Here is a 20265-nt window from a genome sequence, read left to right on the forward strand (position 1 = left end):
GGACTATAATGACTTTCAATTTGAAGAATTAACGATTGAAATTTAGCTCAAATTTAACCTGACAGGCACAATAAAAAATGGGGAACTTTCAGATCAGGTTTGAGCTAGTACATAAGGAAGTTACCATACTTTTTAATATGCTTAACTTCCTATGTTCCTTTATAGATATTAATTTTTGAGAGTTAGTCAAATCCTCTTAGCATTTTTTCTTCAGCCTCTCGTTTAGTTTCTAATTCAATTTGCCTGTCAATAGAGTCAACAAATAGCTTTGACCAATTTCTAATTTTTATATTCTCATGCTTGATTAATATTTCTATCACTTTTTTATCCTCTTGCAAATAAGGTATAAGAGAATTCATCCAAGATCTGCTATGAAAATTTGCTGAAACTGTTCTTTTAAAAGACTCATTATCACTGTACTCAGCTATTAGGCGTAGAAGTAAAGGATTAAAAACTCGATTATCACCATCTGAAATAAACATTTTTATTGATCGGGTAGTAATTATCAAAGCGATTTCATCTTTACACCAATCAACGATAATATCTGCATCCAATACATCAAGAATACTTTTGTCACGCTTATGATATGATTTGCCACTTCCTAGTAAATCTAATAATTTATATGATTTCGCGTTGTTCTCTTCTAAGAACTTGGATGAAACTCTAGGCCATAAGTATTCTCCATGATGCTCGAATGCTTTATAGAATGCTTCACAAATATAACTTAAATCATTATAATTAATGTCATTTTTATTTATTTGATCGATCAAATGAAGACATAATTTTAGAGCAAACTCTTTATCTTCGATTTCTAACAGTTTTTCTGTGGAATCTAGCCAATGATTATTATCAAACGGATATAAATTGTGACTTTTCTTAAAAGATACATTAAGAACTAAAATAGCTAAAGTTCGATTAATTATTTGAAAATCAAGATCTTTACGTCCAAATATGTACATGCTTAAGTTATCTAAAGCAACCCAGACTGCGATAGCATCAATTTTTTCTAGAGATAAACAAAAATCGGTAATCTCTGTTTCAGTAAGATGTTTGGTTACACTTCCATAAATAAATACTGATGCAGAGTTACTTGGTAGTTTACCTGTACTTATTAATTCAATAAAAATACCTAAATGATGTGAGTCGAATTCACCTGTTACCACTGTGTCTGGATAGTATTTAACTAAAGCTTCATCGGCAGCAATTAGCTCAATTATTTCATTCCATTTGTTGATATTCTTATCATTGATACCACTCAAGAATCCTACAAGAAATTTTATGTTGTTTGGCGTATCACTTCGTAAAAAGTTTAAAAGTTTGTCCAAAATGACATCTATGGCATCATTATCCAATTGCATGGCTAGATGTTTACCAAAGATCCAGCTTTGTTTATGTTCTGGAAAGGTTAATAATATTTTGAGATGAGGGATTAAATCATAATAATTTTCTCTAATAGATTCTGCTAAAGCTTTTGCATCCTCAGCTGCAACATCAATATAATGACCATTTGAATCTTGAACATATTCTCTAGAAGGGTTGAGAACAATTAATTTCAATTTTTCTTCAAGGTTATTATCATCTGGAGATAATAGTTTTTGCCAAGACTTCAAAAGCTCAATTTGTTTAGTTTCCAAACTTTTAGAATCAAATTGAAAAGCATGAGTAATTGCTTGTGAAGCTGAAGGCCAATACTTCCCTGAAAGTCTAATTACTTCTTTAAATGCAGAATCTAATTGGTGCTGAATAGGGTACGTTATTAATCCTCTGAGTTCATGTCCAAATACATTCTTAACTTGCTCCGTTATCTTGTCATGTTTAATAAGCTCAATTAGTATATTCAGATGGTGTTGCCAATAAACATATATTTCTGAGTATGTTTTCGGTTGCCATTCTATCAGTTCTGGCTTAGTACCTTGATATTCGGCTCCAACTAGTCTAGTGCCTCCTTGGGTACTAATAGCTGATTTGACAGCTTCTAGGATGACAAAGTGCGATTTTTCAGTATTAATTTCCATAGCTTTATCTATTAAAGCTAATCTTTTTTCAAAGCTTGCCTCAGTACCACACAAGTTTGTTCTAAATAATTGTGCGAATTGTCCTGTAGCATTATTACCATAACTTTCGTTTTCAAATTGAGCAAACTTGAATAAGCACCATGCAGCTTTATCGAAACAAGAATCATGAAATACCAACATTTCTAATGACCAGATAAAGTTACGTCTAACATCTCCAGAGATAGATAATATATCAGTATCATTTAAACTATTAATAATGCGATATATAAGTTGAGTTGTAACAATAGGGTTCACTTCAACTAGTGCGCGAAACAGTCTTGAACCCGCTTTAGTAAGCAACAGTTCCGCTTGGCCGAAAGGGCGATGAGATTCACAAAAGTTTTCAATAAACTCGTTAACATTCTTTGATGAATCTAGATATTTAATTTGCTTACAAAAGCTTTCTAACATTGATGGGGGGAGTTGACGTACTAAATCCGATTGAGTATCGAATAAACTATTATTCCACCATTGCATAGCTAAATTAAGAGCGAGTGGTTTTGGAACTATTCGGGCAAAGTTGCTAGTGCAGTTAATTAATTCTTTTTGACTAAAAATAGCTATGGTTCTGTCAAAACACTTTTGGTCTGTTTGAGCTATTCGATTAATGAAATCTGCATCAATATTAGAAGCTTGATCACTGTCTTTTTGAAATTTGAAATAATCAAATAGCGAAAAAACAGTTAAGAGTTCTTTAGACTCATGGGTAAGAGTGCCATCGCCATTAATTAATTTTTCAACTAGCTCGGGCTCGGTGAAGTGTGTTGTTAAAGCCCCATTTTTTTGTAATTCATGTGTAGCCATTTGTGCTAATAATGGAAATCCTTCAATAAATACTTCTAACTGTTTCCTTAAAGGTGGATCCAATTGAGGTAACCGTTCGTGAATGATTTCATCAATTTTTTCTGATGCTAACTTTTCTAATTTAATGGAAATGCTGTTTTTAAGATGTATTGGCTCATCATGATAAAAATAAGTAGTTATCAGTTTAAGATTAGAGTGATTAATTTCAATTGCATTCACTGCATAATTGTGTAATTCAACCTTACAGTTATCAATAATAATATACCCTGTTATCGCACTCTCAGAGAGTCTTAATATCTCACTTTGTATAGTCGATTTGAGATCCGCACCATTAATAACTAAAAACTCTTCATCATCAATTTTTTTATCATTTTTATATTCTAGAATTAATCTGGATTTACCTAAACCAGACAGACCAGTGATCCTTACATAAGGTGTTTGAGACTCAAGAGCATTAGTTAATGCCTCAAATGCTGATTGTCGAGCATTATCAGTTTTGTAAGATAGTTCGTGTTTGCGTTCGTCGTATTTAAGCCATTGATATATAGGTTTACCAATTTGCGAATTAAATTTTCCTAATGAAGACTTTGATTTTATAAATTTTTTTAAATGAATAACTACGCTATCCATTTCGGTTTTAGGTTTGACAATTGAAGAATGGTTTACATTATTTATAGTTTCAATCTGATGATGTCTGAAAATGCTTTTGGAGCTCATGGCTGAAACTACAGTTTCATTAGCATCTATAATACTTAATATAGTTAAATTGTGATCAATTTTTTTATCTACCCATTGTTCATTAATATCATCTAGCTCGGCAGAGTTACTAACTAAGGACTTTAGATGTTGATTGTTCCAGCTAATGTATTTACCAATGTTAGCGAAGCCTGAACCATCATGAGGTACATCAAAAAAACATATTTTATTAATATTATGTTTCACGCCCTGAGCATTTAGTCTTAATAACATTTTTTTAATGACTATCCCCCCCATGCTATGCCCAACTAAAATTATGTCATCATTTTCTAAATCACAATGAGCTTTGATATCGCTTATAACGCCATTGGCAATACTTCCAATGGTTGGGGCACGCATAAACCATGCAAGTAAAGGGGAGTAATACCCAAACTCCTTTACTGTGTATTCAATTGATTTATCCGTTTCTAAAAATTCTGAAAATTTCCCCCATGTGGTACCAACTCTGCCAGTCAAACCATGAACAAAAATTATATATTTACTCATAAATCAATTTTTTCAGTTGCATTTGAATTGAGTTAATAGTATTTATAAATTCGTAATTTTACCAACATTTATTTAACAATTTCTTAGAATACAGGCTACATGCAATGGCTGTTAGGTAATAAGAGTAATACAATACAGCGCGTTAAGTATTTAATTTTTTGACTTATGAGCTTATCAAATATCGTTTGACTGAATAGCTACCGATTTTGTAGCCACCTTTTAATTAGTGGCGGACTGCCACCACTCTCATAGGAAAGTATGTATTCATAGCTAGGTTCATGAACCAAATATTTTATAAGTTACCGCATTATCAATCTAAGTAATTAAATTTATTCTTTATTAAATATAAATTTAATTGTGAACTAGGTTCTAGGTGAACATAAGTTAAATAAATAACACCTGCCACTTTGTTCATTATTTCTGATATAGATTAAAGCTCAACCTGCTTTTAGTCAAGGTTAAGAAATCTGAGCATATAAGTAACAATGCAATTCTTAGTGAAAGGCCCCCAAATATATTGAAGGCCTTGTTAAAATTTTTTAAATATTAAACCTTGAAAACATTTATTTGTTCGACTACATGATCAGAGTAAGTACTTGAATATTCAATTAAATAGTCTGTCTTCAATGCTATTCCTTCAATTAGAACAGGATCTTCTTCACTGTCAATATAAGCGTTATTATCTATGAGATAGTGAACATCAGCGTAAAAGTAAAAATTAAATTCCTCATGAATCTTACTTAATTTATCGCCAATATGGTATTCGTCAAAAAGTGCACCTTTATAGCCAGAATACAATTGGATAGATTCTAACTCAGAACTATCTCCATTAAAGACTAATACTACTGAATCATTCCAATAACAATAGTTAAAGTTATACTGGATCTGGGTGATTTCATTGAATTCTTTTTGTTCATAAACCCTCCAAACATTATCAAATATAGATTCTTCAAGATAATCATCAATAAATAGATGTCCAGTTTGCTTCAGAAAATCAGCATATTGCATTCCTAAACTAAGCCCAGCAGCACCTTTATTGGGGATAATTGGCGCATATAGATCAGGGGTTAAATTCTTCATTTCCAAATTTCCCATTTGCCACTTTGATATTTCAATTTTTGCCCGTTTTGATTCAGATAAATCTGATTTGACGCAATAGTACCTGGTTTAAAAGAACTATTAGGATCAATGATTCTAATTTGTGTTCCATCGTTCATAACCATTTTATAATACATGTCTCCGCTTTTGGAGTGTTGCCCACCACCAGGATGATATTCAATTTCTTTGATACCTGTTGCACTCTTTTCAACTTTATAGACTTGTGCTAAACCTGAGGTCCCTGATTTAGGAGGTACTAGCGTAAGTACTGCACCATCCATTTCAAATGAATATTTAATATCTTGAAGACTTTTACCCCATATATTTGCTGGTTGACTGTCAATATTCCGAGGGATATTTGCCAATTTTGCTAAGTCTTCTCGCAAACCTAATCTTGCAGTGGCTGACGCTGCTGAAACTGGTGCAGTAGCTCTAATTCCTTTTAATAGATCATTACCTTTTCCAACGGCCTTACCTGCGCCAGGAATGACATCTAGAATATTTGTTGGAAATAAAGCTTCATTCAATGCATATAAGGTACCAAATGTAACCATTTCAGCTTGCGATAACCCACCAGAATCTGCTTTTTTTAATAAATATTCTGCTATCTGAGTTTGAGCATTTTTTAAAGCTTTTATATCACCTTTGGCAATGCCTCTACTAACAGCATCTAATGCTTCTCCTCCTTTTTCCCCCATATATCCTTTTGCTTGCTCTAGTAACTGCTTAACTTTCTTTTCATTGAATGCGTTGTTTGTGAGTGCAATATTTGCAGAATTAGATGCAGTACTTACATCATATCCAGCATAAGCAGCAATAACACCTGATGTCAGTTGCCCAACTAATAGGATTTTTTGTTTTTCTTCTTCTGTATATAACAAACCATTGGAAGGAGGACTTAAACTAGCAACAATTTCGCCCACAGCCCCACCAATCGCTCCTGCTTCACATTGCTTTTGTATTGCACCAGCAATACAACCTGCTAATGCATGAGCCAATTTATGGGCAATATAATTGACATCTTCTAAACCTTTAATGTTATTTGCCATTTCCCCCTGTAAAGTTCCAGCTAAACCAGACAATAAAGCAACTTTCAAATTATCTTCTAAGTTTCCACCATTTATAGCTGTTTGCACTAATGTGGAGCCGACTGAACTTGTAAAGTTATTAATTAGACGATCTGTAAGTACTGCACTATCTGGTTTTAAATTTAAAGCTGAGCCTACTTGACTCATCAAGCCAGCAGTGACTACCGTCGCAGCTAAACTTTTTACCGACTCTTTACTTCCTAGATCTTTCAGGGTCTGAGTAATATCACCACCGTTATTGACTAAACTAATCGAAGCTTGTGTTGTTAAACTCAATAAAGCTGCATTAGTCACTGTTCCTGTGGTCCCCAATAAAGCACCTAAACCAGCGCCTCCAGATACAGCAGCAATCACAATCGCCAAAATCGCTGCGCCTGCCGCGGTCAATCCTTGAGACTTGTAATCCCAGTCTTTTTGGGTAAGAATTACTTTTTGCCAATCGACATCATTCCTATTTACAAAGTCTTTTAGGTATTGATTACCGGGTTGATTAGCAAGTTTTAAAATCTCATCTTTCAGTTGAACTTTATTTTGATCTTTTTCCCCAAGTGGAATTTGAACTACTAGCCCACCAGCTGCTTTAAAAACAGGAGTCGAAGGGCCATTAAAGTTTGGTAGTTTTGCGGTTTCAGTAACTGAACCTTTATCTTGCATTGATTGCCAAACAACACTGTTGCTTGTTTTATTCAGTGTTTCCTCTACGAGTTTTGATGCAGTCTGCAATGAAATTGTCTCACCAGCTTTGATCTCTGCACCTTCCAAATAATTAAACTCAGTGCCTTTTAAGACAATACTCCCATCTGCTTGGGCACCGATATAACTTGCTTCTAAAACAGCAGGTAACTCTGATTTGATATTTCGGGTGCTAGTATATTTGGATTTATTAAGTTTAATGCCAGCCCATGAACTACTTTTACTAATATCAAGAGTATCTTTAGAAACATTATTAGCAGTTAAAAGGTTAATATCACCGCCTGCTAAAATCGTAACCTTACCACCATTTGCCATTAATTGACTCGAATACATATCAATACTGGTACGATGCGGTCCAGTTTGCTCTCCAACTTTAGGCTCTTTACTTTTAATATTGATATTTTTTGCTTCAATATCAACAGAAACCCCACCAACACGTTCAGCAGTTGTAATAGTTGTTATGGTCTTTTTCTTACCATACCATTTACGTTTGGTTTCTGTTTTCTTACTCTTGTCATAGCTGTTTTCAACAGCAACATCAAAGATGATATTCTTATAAGCTTCAATATCAACATTACCATTATTCGATGTAATACCAACACCTTGCAATATTAGATTATCAGTTGCTGTCTCACCTGTTGCTTTAATTTTAACGCCTTTGTCACCATTTATCGACGTTGGGTTTAATGGGCTACGCCAGTTGTAGTTATCATCAGTCGCTTGACCAATTTCATAAGAGTCTTGGGTTGCATCAATGATAATACTTCCATTAATTTTTCCTTGTTTGACACTGTTTAACTTATCGCTCTTATATTCACCTTGAATCTGATATTCCTGATTAGCTAATGTTCCTGCTGCCTCAATCAGAACTGAACCTTTTTTAGCATCTATAGTTGCACCACTAATACTTGCACCTTTAAATGACACAAGATTAATATTCCCATTATTACTAGTAATTGCAGCTCCCTGGTGTTCATAGCCGTTCAAATATTGATTGAAAAAATTTAATTTATCATTTAAATCATCAATCAAATTTGAATATGGCATGTTTACATCAACAATAATATATTCAACATATTTGTCATCAATACCCCAACTAACCTTCACGTTATTTGGATATTTTTTTTCAAAATCTTTAATTTTATCATACAGTTTTTTTTCTAGTTCATCTGCTGTTTTTAAATCTGTATATCCTCTTGTTCCACCTTTAGTGTCATCATATAAGAATGAATTAAATTTATTGACTGTACTATCTATATCTTTTATAGCTTGCTTATATTCTGCTGATGATATAATTTTATTTTGTGAGTTTAATAGAGTATTTTTATCAGCATTTAATTCATTAATCTTAAATAATGAGTTTTTTCCATTTATACTATTTTTGACCCCATCAACAGTCAAATCACCACTGGTTGAAACAATCGAGATATCTTTATCGGCGCTTAATTTTGAACCTTGCAGCTCAATCTTGTTTCCTTGTAAATTGATTCCTCCATTTGCTGTATTTAAAGAGACAACTTTTTCCGAGCCATTGCCAGCAGTGCCTCCGTATCCTTTTAGAATTAAGTTTCCTTTTTTCGAAACTAAATCAATATCTCCAACCGCCATCAACTTATGTTTTGTCGGATCGATCGTCAGATCACTACCTGTCTGGATACTCAAGTCACCATTTAAATTATTCAGTTTTGCATCATTTTTCAGTAAGTCACTGCCTGTAGCGTTATAGTTCATTCCTGTTTGACCAAGAATAAAACCACCAGCCTCCATTAACACAGCACCACCTGTGATATTGGCATTTTGTAATACTTGATTACCTGTCGCTGTTACAGAAGTAACGCCTTTAGAAGTTAAGTTGGTGACTTTATTTGGGATCCATACCGTGGAAGGTGTGTACTCTGCATTAATATAAACTGTACGACCTGAGTTCACGGCTAAGTGTTGATCTGAAGTAGCTGTTACACCCTGCAAGGTAAGTAAATCTTTTGCATGAAGCTCTGTATTGCCTTTTGAAGTCAAAACACTATCTTTTATTGTGGTCATGCCGACTTTATTACTGACCAAAAGCTTGCCGGTTGTTGCAGTTAACTGTGTATCTGCAATCTGGATATTGGATTTATTATTATCTATTGAAATGGCTTGTCCATTTAAAACACTGCTTACAACGCCATTGCTTAAAGTATCATTTTTTAGAATGACATCTACATTCTTATCGAGAGTAAGGCCATTCTGGCTGGTAAGCTGAATTTCACCTTGTTGAGCAGTTAAATTAGTGGCATTTATCTTAACGTTACCCTCACCAATTGAACCGATGGTAACGCCTTTCTGACCACCAATTACGCTTTTATCAGTGGTTAAGGTATCTTTTCCAGCTACAGGCGTCGCAGTTTTTTGTAAAGAGTTAAGTTCAACATTCTTATTGGCAAGTATCGCAATCTTGCCGCCCGTTGTTGCTTTGAGGCTATTCGCAGTAATATTTCCATTTAAGGCATTAATATTAATATCCCCAGTATTACCCCAAATTCGGCTTCCTTGATCCAAGAGGATATCTCCTCCATCACTGATAATATCAACACCATTCGCCCCAGAACCCGTCATATAAATACTCTTGGTGGTGATGTTCTTTCCAGAAAGTTTGAGTCCACCACCGCCAGACAACTTAGAGTTTTGGTCTTTACCTTCTAGCGTCAACAGATTGCCAGCACCTAACTGGATCTTGCCACTAGTATAAGGAAATTCCTGGTTCGTCGTACTAAAGGTCAGATTATTGCCTGCATAGACATTAATACTGTTCACTTGTGCTTGTGTACTATTCGCTTTCTTCAGAAAGTTAAGATTATTTATGATCGCGTCTTTATCTGAATAGACAGTTAATCCTTTAGCTGCATAAACAGAACCACCTTGGACATTAATATCATTGCTAACATTGTCTTTTGAAGTAGATTGTAAATAGATATCACCCGTTGATGCATGTAGTCGGGTATCTGTAAGCTTTAAATTCGCATTGCCACTAAGCGTTAAATCTTTTGCAGCAACAAAACCAGCTTTATTTGAAACAAGGCTGTTATTGGCTTGTACCACCGCTGAACCTCGGTTACTTCGAAGCTCCGTATCTGCGCCTAATGTGATATTTTCAGCATCGATATACAAATCGCCTAAAGCACCTAAATTGGCAACCTTTGTGCCCGCGGCTAAATTAAAGTTTCCTTTTGCACTCAGTATTAAAGGTGATGACGCAACACCCTCATAATTCAGGGTAATACCTTTTGCATTAACATTGATGTCATTTCCAGCATCAATATTTAAAATCCCATAACCATTGATACTACCAGAAGAATTAATATCACCTGCGGCACCTGTATTCGTCGTACGGATATTCACCAGGCTTTGAGTTTTACTGGTTGAACTGATTGTTCCGCTATGCTCAATTTTTCCAGCACTGGTAACTACAAGATTATTTACGGCTTGTAATGTTCCTGCGTTATTTACACCTAAACCTTTTTCTGTTCCCATCAAATAAATGTTATTGGCGTACATACCACCTAAAGCTTTAACATCAATTGCAATGCTTGGTGCTGCGACAGTGGAGGTTTTAGCTTCAACTTTCATTAAGTCCGCACTAATGGTATTTGCACCTGTAATAACCTGAATATCATCGTTAGCATGGACTTGAGCATTTAGTTCTAATGCACGGGTATAAATATCAACATAGTTTGCATTGTTATTTGCTGTACCACCTAAGCCAAGATTGGAACCAGCATTTGCGGAAATTGTGATTTTACCTTGATCAACGATGAACTCTTTAATTGACCCATCTGCATTAAATTGCGGTTTCCCGGTAGTAAGAATGGCTTTATTTGCATTAATAAAACCGCCACCTTTAATATTGATTCCAGCAGGGTTTGCAATGATAAGATCAGCTCGCTGACCCGCGATTTCTAGATTTCCTTCGAATTTTGAGGCGATTGCTGAGTTCACCTCGTTAAGAATGACACGCGCTTCACCTTTTTGAAGATATGGATTGGCCCCCACACTACCGACAATGCTTGAAGCAGCCCCAGCACGGCTATTGTTGAGCACGGCTCCTTGTGTTGGAACATCGAACTCTTTATAAATATTATGTGATACACCACTAGCATTTGGTGTTTGGATATTAATCACAGGTACATTCTGTTTTTGCGTATTTTGTCCAACTCCAATCACAGGACGGTTCGCAGCATTCGCTCCTGGATCAGCCACCATCCCTGCATATACGGTTGAAAGTGGCATCCACAGGCTCATACTCGCCACTAAAGCTTTTACATGCCAAAGTTGATGAAATGCTTGATCTTTTGTTTCAGTAACAGTACTCGTCGATTGCCCCGAAGTTTTTGTTTGGCTTTTTGCATTTTCAGCTACAGCCATAAACATTTGACGAGCTTTGTTATAGATAATACGGTAACGATTTTTGTTCATTTGGGTTCAGCTATATTCTAAAGTGATAGTTTAAATAAATCAGTAAATCTAATAACTTAGTATGAGTAACTCAGGCTAAAGCCCGTTACCCAATCCTTATCAAGATTTTTGGGCGCAATGAGCCCATGACCTGCAAAAGCATCTAAATAAATACCTTGGTAATAACTTCTTAATCCAAAGACAGTACCAAGTAGATGTCTATTGTCAGGAATGCTGTTTCGACCATTGACCCAACCTTGGTCAATACCGAAATAAAACTGTGTATTGGGGATTGAGGAGTTAAAGCTCATCTCTTGCTGTAGATAATGTCCGTTATCACCAGAAAGCATGATGTCTCCATCAAATCCTCTTACGCTATACCTTCCACCAATATAGAAACGATCTTGTGGAACTAGGATTTTTGGCGCGTATTGACCTTTCCAGCTCAAACGGTATTGCACTGGATAATCTAAAATTTGGAAGGGATAATTTAAACGTAGGTCTGCACTCCAAAGTGGAGCCCGTGCATAACCTTCGGAAGGACGTAAGTTGCCATAGATATCTCGAATTTGCTCTTCTGCTGCAGGTTTTGCATTAAGAGCCCCTGTACCATGACGGTAATCCAGACCAAAATCTAATGAGGCCACGCCAAAATATTGACGATGTTGTAATCCAATATTCCAGCCTGAGGTTTGACGACGTTGTACTTCGACCTCAATATTTTCAATAAAGTTCTGGCTACGCTTATGATAGGCTTTTCCATAAAGACTAGTCTTATAATGGCTCCCACGACTTAAAAGATGTGATAGTGTCAAATTACTCTGCTGCGTTTTACCACTATAAAGAATCGGTGAGTTATAACCTGCCACATATTGGTCATATTCTGATTGGTTAAAGCTGGCATTTAATTCATAATTGTGAATAGGAACTTGATAACTAATAAAATAGTTTTGGTTCCTATTCTTTTTAAAATCATCCAAAGAATGACTAAAATTCAGATTAAAAGCATCATTGAGATGAAATGGGCTATTTAGGCCAATACCAATATTTCCAATATATTTTCCTGTAGTCTCACTACCCGAGTCATCTACACCAATATTAAAGTTGAGCTTTTTCAATGGCTCTGCCTTTATCAGTAAATCACTATAGCCATTAAGTTCTGTCTGTTCTTCAGTTGAGGCTGGAATAATTTGAATATCTAAAGTGCGGTTTGTGGTACGTTTTAGATTTTCTAAACCTTGATCTAATTGTTGTAAATTGAGGACATCATTTTCTTTAAACGGTAATGCGCTATTAAGTTCTAATTTTGAGGGTTGTTCATTTGCTCTAATAATTCTATGCAATCGACCAAGTTCTAGTTGTAGTTCTAAAAGGCCAGTATTCAAATCTTGAGGTAGAGCTGTAATTTGACTAGTAATCATCCCCCGTTTCATCAATTCATTTTGAGAATAGCGAACGAGATTTTGAAGACTTTGCGTACCTATACACTTACCAATTATTCCCTTTTTATGATTGTTAAGCGTTTTTATTAAGTAAGAAAAATCATCAGCTTGGTACTGTTGGTTAAGATTATTTTTTATTGAAAGTGTGATCTTGTTAATCGGAAAGCAAGGAGTTTCTTCTACAACTATATCTTGTATCGTATAACGATGAGATTGTTTCTGTTGCGGTGCTATTTGTGGATCTTGCTCAAGAAGTTGTTTCTTTAATTCATTTAAGCGTTGATCTTGTCGAATTACTTCTGGGAGAGAAACGTCTTCTACTGCAAAGCTAAGAATAGGAATATAGCCCAACAAACAGCCAAGGATTACTTTTTTATACATTGCTATTGTTTAACTAAATTTAACAAAAAATCATGCGAAATTTATACAATATTTACATATTTCACAATACATACAAATGAAAATCATTATCAAGTGGGTGTTAAATATACAGAACAGTCTTTTATTTGATTTTGGAATATAAATTTATTGGATATTTATGATTTTGCCTAAGTTCATGAACTTGATTTTAATAACCTACTATTATTTTTATTTAATACATTGAAATTAATAAATATATTTTAAAAATAACTTATGAACTAGATTTTAGGTGAACATAAGTTAAATAGAGTATCTAAAGGCTGTAGCCTGAGTAGCACTGCTACGCAAGTCATTGTTTGTAGCTACAACTCAGCAACGTGAATTATGATCGTAGATATTCACGTTGCTGACTTCGAGTTCTCATTCCATAAAAACAAAGGTCTAGATTTTAAGACACTAAATTAAATGGCAGAAGATTTTTACAAGTCGGCTGACTAGAATCGCCCAAGTGAATGTCTCCTGCTTATTTCAGTACACATTAATAGAAAAGATAAGCTATAACTTTCTATGTAAATTACGCTTAAATGCTAACCCTCTCATTTTTCAACTAGCTCAGGTTATAATGATGGTCTCCCCAAATATAGTTGATCTATTATGAATGCCTCCAATGACCCTCTACACGGCAAAAAACTTGCTGATATTTTGGATGAGTTATTGGATTATTACGGTGGCTTTGAAGGCTTAAGTCGTAAAATTGAAATTAGATGTTTTTGTATAGATCCAAGTGTTAAGTCATCGTTACGATTCTTGCGTACCACGCCATGGGCGCGTGAAAAAGTAGAAAGCTTATATTTATATGTCTTACGCCAAAAAGCCAAACAGAAATCATAGTTATCAAAACCCTGACTTCAGCATTTTAATGAGTGGTGGACTGCCACCACTCTCCTAAAAAAAATTAGTCTATTCTTAAGATCTTTTTAGTAGGAAAATATGTATTCATAGCTAGGTTCATGAACCAAATATTTTATAAGTTATAATTTTAATGCTCTAAGTAATTAAATTTGTTGTTTATTAAACATAAATTAAATTTTGAACTAGATTTCAGGTGGATATAAGTGCAGTAGAATTAATTCAACAAACTGATATCTAAACACTTTTATAATTACTTTTTGGTCTTAGATTACAATGTTTGTTGACATAATCTTAAATATTAAACACAATGTTTTCATTATATAAATATGTCTAAATTAATAACAATGCCTTCAATTTACCAACTTAAACCTACATTTCAAAACCTACTTCGTCCATTTGTGAAATGGCTTTATTTAAAAAAAATTACAGCCAATCAAATTACCCTTTCAGCGATGTTCATCTCTGTAATGCTAGCAATCGCTTTATACTATGTGTCTATCAACCACCAGCCTGTAATCCTGTTTTTGTTATTTCCGGTATGGATGCTCCTTCGTATGGGATTTAATGCCATTGATGGCATGCTCGCACGTGAGTTTAATCAACAAACAAAACTTGGCGCTTATTTAAATGAAATCTGCGATGTCATCTCCGATTCAGCACTTTACCTATGTTTTTTGGGCTTAGCCTTTATTAATTCCTTCCTATTGGGAGTGGTTGTATTTCTGGCGATTCTGAGTGAATATGCGGGTGTTATGGCACCTTTAATTGGTCAGGAACGCCGTTATGATGGTCCTATGGGTAAAAGTGATCGTGCATTTTGGTTTAGTTTAATTGCACTATGTGTCAGTTTCAGTTCGTATTTAAAAGAAAATAACTATTTAAATTCAATATTTTATTTCTGCAATGGAATACTTCTTTTTATTGCAGTACTGTTGATTTTGACAATTTATAACCGGATTAAAAATAGTATTAAAATCTAAGGAAAATCAGATGCAAGTCTCACAAAAACATGTATTTACTACTCATGATGATAACCAATTAGCTTATCAATATTGGCCAGCTGCTATAGAACATGACACTAAAAAAGCAATTATCTTATTCCATCGCGGCCATGAACATTCGGGACGTATGGCACATTTAGTCAAAGAGCTTAATTTGCCAGAGTTTGATTTCTTTGCATGGGATGCACGCGGACATGGAGACTCACCTGGTTTACGTGGTGATGCACCAAGTTTCTCTGCTTGTGTGAAAGATATTCAATCTTTTGTACAACATATTGAATCGACGTATAACATTCTATCAACCAATATCGCCGTCATTGGTCAAAGCGTTGGGGCTGTTTTGGCTGCAACATGGGTGCATGATTATGCGCCAAAAATCAGAGCTTTATGTCTCGCTTCACCTGCATTTGACATTAAACTCTATGTACCATTTGCAAAAACAGGTTTATCGGTCTTAAGCAAACTTAAAGGTAATTTCTTTATTACCAGTTATGTAAAAGCGAACATGTTAACGCATGATATTGAGCGTGCAAAAACCTACGATACAGATCCGCAGATCGCCAAGGCCATTTCTGTAAGAATGCTTTTAGGCTTATATGCAGCATCGGAACGTATCATAAATGACGCACAGAATATCTTTGTTCCCACTCAAGTTTTATGTTCTGGATCAGACTTTGTCGTATTCCGTAAGCCACAACAACAATTTTATGAAAAACTTCCTCATCCACGTAAAGAGTTTCATATTCTGGAAGGTTTTTATCACGATACCTTAGGTGAAAAAGATCGTCATATTGCAATCGAAAAAATCCGCCGTTTTATTTTGCAAAGCTTTTCAGAAGATTATCAGGCTCCAGATGTACTGAATGCCGATAAAATTGGTTCAAGCTGTGCAACTGCCGAGCAACTCAGTAGTCCACTGCCCGCTTCTTCAATCAAGAATTTGTTTTGGAACTTAACCAAACGCAATTTAAAACTCGGCAGTAAATTCTCACATGGCCTGAAGATTGGTGAAGATACGGGTTATGACTCCGGCAGCACCTTAGATTTTGTCTATCGAAATCAAGGTGAAAGCAAGAATATTCTGGGCAATATCATTGACCAGCAGTATTTGAATGCAATTGGTTGGCGTGGTATCCGCGTGCGTAAACAGCATATTGAGCAGTTATTGGCAAAATATGCAAAAATTTTGACTAAACAACGTAAGGATGTGCGAATTCTGGATATTGCTGCTGGTCATGGCCGATATATTTTAGATGCAGTCAGTGAGCTCGCAACGCCACCTAAATCGGTATTATTGCGAGATTATAGTGAGTTAAATGTCGAATCAGGCACAGCATTGATTCAAGAACGGAAACTGGACAATATTGCTCAATTTGAATTAGGCGATGCGTTTGATACTGCATCATTGGCCAAAGTTAAGCCCAAGCCAAATTTAGTCATTGTATCCGGACTTTATGAGCTGTTTAGTGATAATGACTTATTAAGACAATCACTCTCAGGTATTCATCAGGCCATGTTACAAGGTGGCTTCCTGATTTACACGGGGCAAATCTGGCACCCACAACAAGAGTTTATTGCACGTGCTCTCACCTCGCATCGTCAAGGTGATGCCTGGGTCATGCGTTTACGCTCACAAGCTGAAATGGATGCACTGGTTGAACAGGCGGGCTTTAAAAAAGTAGATCAATGTATTGATGAATTTGGAATTTTTACAGTTTCGGTTGCTCAAAAAATTTAAACAAAGACTTTTATGCAAAATAATATTTTAGACCGCCAATCAGGTACATGGAAATGGGGACTACTCTGCTTAGTCTTTTTAGCTCCATTTTTCTTTTTAACCTATGGTTTTGCAAATCAATATGCATCCAGCCTAAACGATGTTCCAAGTATTGTTTTTTCATGGGAGCATCATATTCCTCTTTGGGCCTGGACGATTGTGCCTTATTGGTCGATTGACCTTTTTTATGGCTTATCTTTGCTATTGTGCTGGAATAAATTTGAATTAAGACAACATATGCTTAGGCTATTTACAGCTCAGGTTATTTCTATCAGCTGCTTTTTAATTTACCCCTTAAAATTCAGTTTTGATCGTGCGGAGTTACAGGGTTTTTTTGGATTGTGGTTCGAGGTGCTGATGGGTTTTGATAAACCCTTTAACCAAGCGCCGTCATTGCATATCGTCTTACTGGTTATTCTGTGGGATTTTTATCGTCGTCATATCAATCCGAAATATCGTTGGTTAGTTCATATTTGGTCGTTGTTAATCGGACTGTCCGTCTTAACCACATGGCAGCATCATTTTATTGATATACCTTTGGGTTTATTGGCTGGTTCGCTATGTTTATGGCTATTTCCACTCTCAGTGAAAGCACCTTATCAGAAAGATTCTGTACAGCAATTTACACCTAAACACTTAAAATTAGGTACTTTTTATCTAATCGGTGCCTTGCTGTGTATTATACCTGCATTTTTATTTAAAGATATTTGGTTATGGATGTTATATCCAGCCATTTCCCTGTTCTTGGTAGCCCTGGCCTATTTCACAGTTCGGCCTCATATTTTTCAAAAACAACGAAACGGTCAAATGACGGTTGCCTCATGGATGTTATTGGCACCCTATTTTCTATTTGCATGGTTGAATAGTCGATTGTGGACCCGTCGTCACCCACAAGACTCTCTGGTTCTGCAGCTCAACGGCGTAGAGGTTTATCTTGGTCGTATCCCATCTGCGAAACACACCAGACAATACGATGCTTTATTTGACTGCTGTGCTGAATTGGCGGTAAATCAGCATGTACAACACTATGAAAAATTGAAGACCTTAGATTTAATCCCTATGCAGAGCACACAATTACTATTAGCCGCAGAAACATTTGACCGTTTTATGCAACCTTTGATACAAACCAATCGAACACATAAAGTTCTGATCTTTTGCGCGCTTGGCTATTCACGTAGTTGTAGTGTATTGATTGCATGGTTATTACAGCAAAACTATGTCTCTGGAGTTGATGAAGCCATTACTCTAATTCAACGATCGCGTCCCTGGATTGTTTTGAGTGAGATACATATTACTGAAATTAAATGTTTCCAAGAGCTGCTCGCTCAGGAGATACAGCAATGAAAATGAATTTTGTCGTAGTTAACCAATTACTCAAGCAAAGTCAGAGTCTCTTAAAATCAGGATATTTAGCTTTTATTTTCTCCATCATCGCATTATCTTTATTTTCGAAAATGCAGATCATAATTCCTCTTTTACTTGTTAGTGCTTTATTGGCGCTTCACCATTATCTATTTATTCGGATTGAGTTTGATCGCGGTCTGGTACAGCATATGATTGAGCGGTCTGAGGAGATAGAAAGTCTTACTCAGCAACTGGATCAATCGCTATTAAATTTGAAATTGGTGCCCTCCAGTAAAACAGGTCGTGATTGGCCTGAACGCTTCAAAGGTTGCTTAAGACTCTTGAAAATACAGGTTGCTATTGTCTTAATACAATATTCTCTATTTATTATCCTTTTTTATAAATTAGCGCATAGATGAAGCTTGAATGAAAAAAAATATAATCACGCAAACCGTTGCTCGTTTTATCGCATTTCTTACCCGTCGCGGTGCTCGTTTACTGACAGGCGCACGAAGCTTGTGGGTAGGTTGTGAGCCCGAACTTAAACAACGTATCTACTATGCTAACCATAATAGTCATATTGACTTCATTTTATTATGGTCGTCCTTACCAATTCACATTCGTCGAAAAACTCGTCCAATTGCAGCGTCTGATTATTGGCTAAAAGATGGATTTAGACGTTTTTTAATCCAAGATACATTTTCCGGTGTGACCATCCAACGTAATCGTAGTGATCAGCAAGATCCGTTACAGCCGGTGAAAGATGTCTTGACGGAAGGCTATTCCATTATTTTTTTTCCAGAAGGAACTCGGAACTTAAATGATGATATCGAACTACTTGAATTTAAAAGTGGTCTATATCATCTCAGCCAACAGTTCCCCAATGTTGAAGTCGTACCTGTCTGGATTTCCAACCTAAAACGGGTGATGCCCAAAGGTGCATTTATTCCTTTACCCCTACTTTCTACGGTTATCTTCGGCAAACCTTTAGTGCTCAATCAATTCTCAGATAAAGAGCAGTTTTTAAAACATGCTCAGCAGCAATTATTAAAATTAAAAGAGGCAGAGAATCAATGAGTCTGGACAACCTACAACAAACCTATCTACTGTTTGCAATCTTTGCCGTGATTTTAATCGTTGCCTCAAGTATTGGCTTTATTCTCAAACAAAAAGCTGGAACAAAGCCATCCCCAGTGATTGATAACTTGAATGCCCGTATCAATGCCTGGTGGATCATGCTGATTGTCTTGGCGGTAGCCATTCTATTGGGTAAAACCGCTTTTATTATCTTGTTTGGTGTCATTTCATTTTTTGCGCTACGCGAATTTATTAGCTTATTACCCACACGGCGTGGTGACTATCTGCCTTTGCTGATCGCGTTCTACTTTGTTATTCCTTATCAATACTATCTGGTCTATACCAACTGGTACGGACTATTTTCGATTTTCATTCCGCTTTATGTCTTTTTACTTATTCCCATTGCCAGTCTAAAGCTCGAAGATACTACACACTTTTTGGAAAGGAGTGCCAAGATTCAGTGGGGTTTAATGGTAAGCGTATTCTGTATTTCCCATGTCCCTGCCCTGTTAAACCTCGATTTACCCGAATTTAAAGGTGAAAAAATTTGGTTGGCGATTTGGTTGATTATGGTGGTTCAAGCTTCTGACGTATTGCAATATGTTTGTGGCAAACTTTTTGGAAAACATAAAGTAGCGCCGACACTTTCTCCATCAAAAACCGTAGAAGGCCTGATTGGCGGTATCATTCTGGCAACAGCTCTGGGTGTATTGATGTCATCACTCACCCCATTTAATTACTGGCAAGCAGCTTTGATCGGCTTGATTATATGTATTTTTGGTTTCTTTGGAGGGCTGGTAATGTCAGCCATCAAACGTGACCGGGGTGTAAAAGATTGGGGACAATTGATTCAAGGTCATGGCGGCATGTTAGATCGTATCGATTCAATTTGTTTCTCTGCGCCGATCTTTTTCCATATTCTACGCTATTGGTGGAGCTAAC

11 protein-coding genes are annotated in these 20265 nt (G+C 35.9%); 7 read left to right on the top strand and 4 right to left on the bottom strand.

The features are described from left to right. Window positions 1-182: 182 nt before the first annotated feature. The 4 genes from IEV39_RS05445 to IEV39_RS05460 form a co-directional block, all read right to left on the bottom strand. On the bottom strand, window positions 183-4100 hold the full coding sequence (locus IEV39_RS05445) for an esterase/lipase family protein (protein WP_005285791.1): 3918 nt from the start codon (window positions 4098-4100) through the stop codon (window positions 183-185). 546 nt (window positions 4101-4646) lie between these two features. Further along, entirely contained in the window at window positions 4647-5180 is a 534-nt protein-coding gene (locus IEV39_RS05450) for a hypothetical protein (RefSeq protein WP_005285789.1), read from the bottom strand. Further along, window positions 5177-11431: a two-partner secretion domain-containing protein gene (locus IEV39_RS05455; protein WP_005285787.1), complete on the bottom strand. Its 6255-nt coding sequence runs from the start codon at window positions 11429-11431 to the stop codon at window positions 5177-5179. Before IEV39_RS05455 ends, IEV39_RS05450 begins: the two co-directional genes overlap by 4 nt. 56 nt (window positions 11432-11487) lie before the next feature. Continuing rightward, the gene (locus IEV39_RS05460; protein ID WP_005285785.1) at window positions 11488-13233 is read right to left on the bottom strand and encodes a ShlB/FhaC/HecB family hemolysin secretion/activation protein; all 1746 of its coding nucleotides are present in this window, start codon (window positions 13231-13233) and stop codon (window positions 11488-11490) included. A gap of 633 nt (window positions 13234-13866) precedes the next feature. On the opposite strand from IEV39_RS05460, the gene IEV39_RS05465 reads away from it, so the two are divergent. The 7 genes from IEV39_RS05465 to IEV39_RS05495 all read left to right on the top strand — a co-directional run bounded on the left by IEV39_RS05465 (window position 13867) and on the right by IEV39_RS05495 (window position 20264). Further along, complete coding sequence (locus IEV39_RS05465) at window positions 13867-14103, top strand: VF530 family protein (protein ID WP_003651786.1); 237 nt, start codon at window positions 13867-13869, stop codon at window positions 14101-14103. 365 nt (window positions 14104-14468) lie between these two features. Next, window positions 14469-15104 (top strand): CDP-alcohol phosphatidyltransferase family protein, encoded by a 636-nt coding sequence (locus tag IEV39_RS05470; protein ID WP_005285783.1) that lies wholly within the window; start codon window positions 14469-14471, stop codon window positions 15102-15104. Between the two features lie 10 nt (window positions 15105-15114). Beyond that, window positions 15115-16863 (top strand): bifunctional alpha/beta hydrolase/class I SAM-dependent methyltransferase, encoded by a 1749-nt coding sequence (locus IEV39_RS05475; RefSeq protein ID WP_005285781.1) that lies wholly within the window; start codon window positions 15115-15117, stop codon window positions 16861-16863. Window positions 16864-16875: 12 nt separating this feature from the next. Then, on the top strand, window positions 16876-18246 hold the full coding sequence (locus IEV39_RS05480) for a phosphatase PAP2/dual specificity phosphatase family protein (RefSeq protein WP_005285779.1): 1371 nt from the start codon (window positions 16876-16878) through the stop codon (window positions 18244-18246). Beyond that, entirely contained in the window at window positions 18243-18665 is a 423-nt protein-coding gene (locus IEV39_RS05485) for a hypothetical protein (RefSeq protein WP_005285777.1), read from the top strand. The genes IEV39_RS05480 and IEV39_RS05485 overlap by 4 nt, the downstream gene beginning before the upstream one ends. A gap of 7 nt (window positions 18666-18672) precedes the next feature. Further along, window positions 18673-19323 carry a lysophospholipid acyltransferase family protein gene (locus tag IEV39_RS05490; RefSeq protein ID WP_005285775.1) on the top strand — a complete coding sequence of 217 codons (651 nt, stop codon included), beginning with the start codon at window positions 18673-18675 and terminating at the stop codon, window positions 19321-19323. Then, window positions 19320-20264, top strand: coding sequence for a phosphatidate cytidylyltransferase (locus IEV39_RS05495; RefSeq protein ID WP_005285773.1), 945 nt, complete (start codon window positions 19320-19322; stop codon window positions 20262-20264). Before IEV39_RS05490 ends, IEV39_RS05495 begins: the two co-directional genes overlap by 4 nt. The last annotated feature ends 1 nt before the right edge of the window (window position 20265 follow it).

The sequence above is a fragment of the Acinetobacter courvalinii genome, assembly GCF_014635545.1.
Lineage (GTDB): Bacteria > Pseudomonadota > Gammaproteobacteria > Pseudomonadales > Moraxellaceae > Acinetobacter > Acinetobacter courvalinii.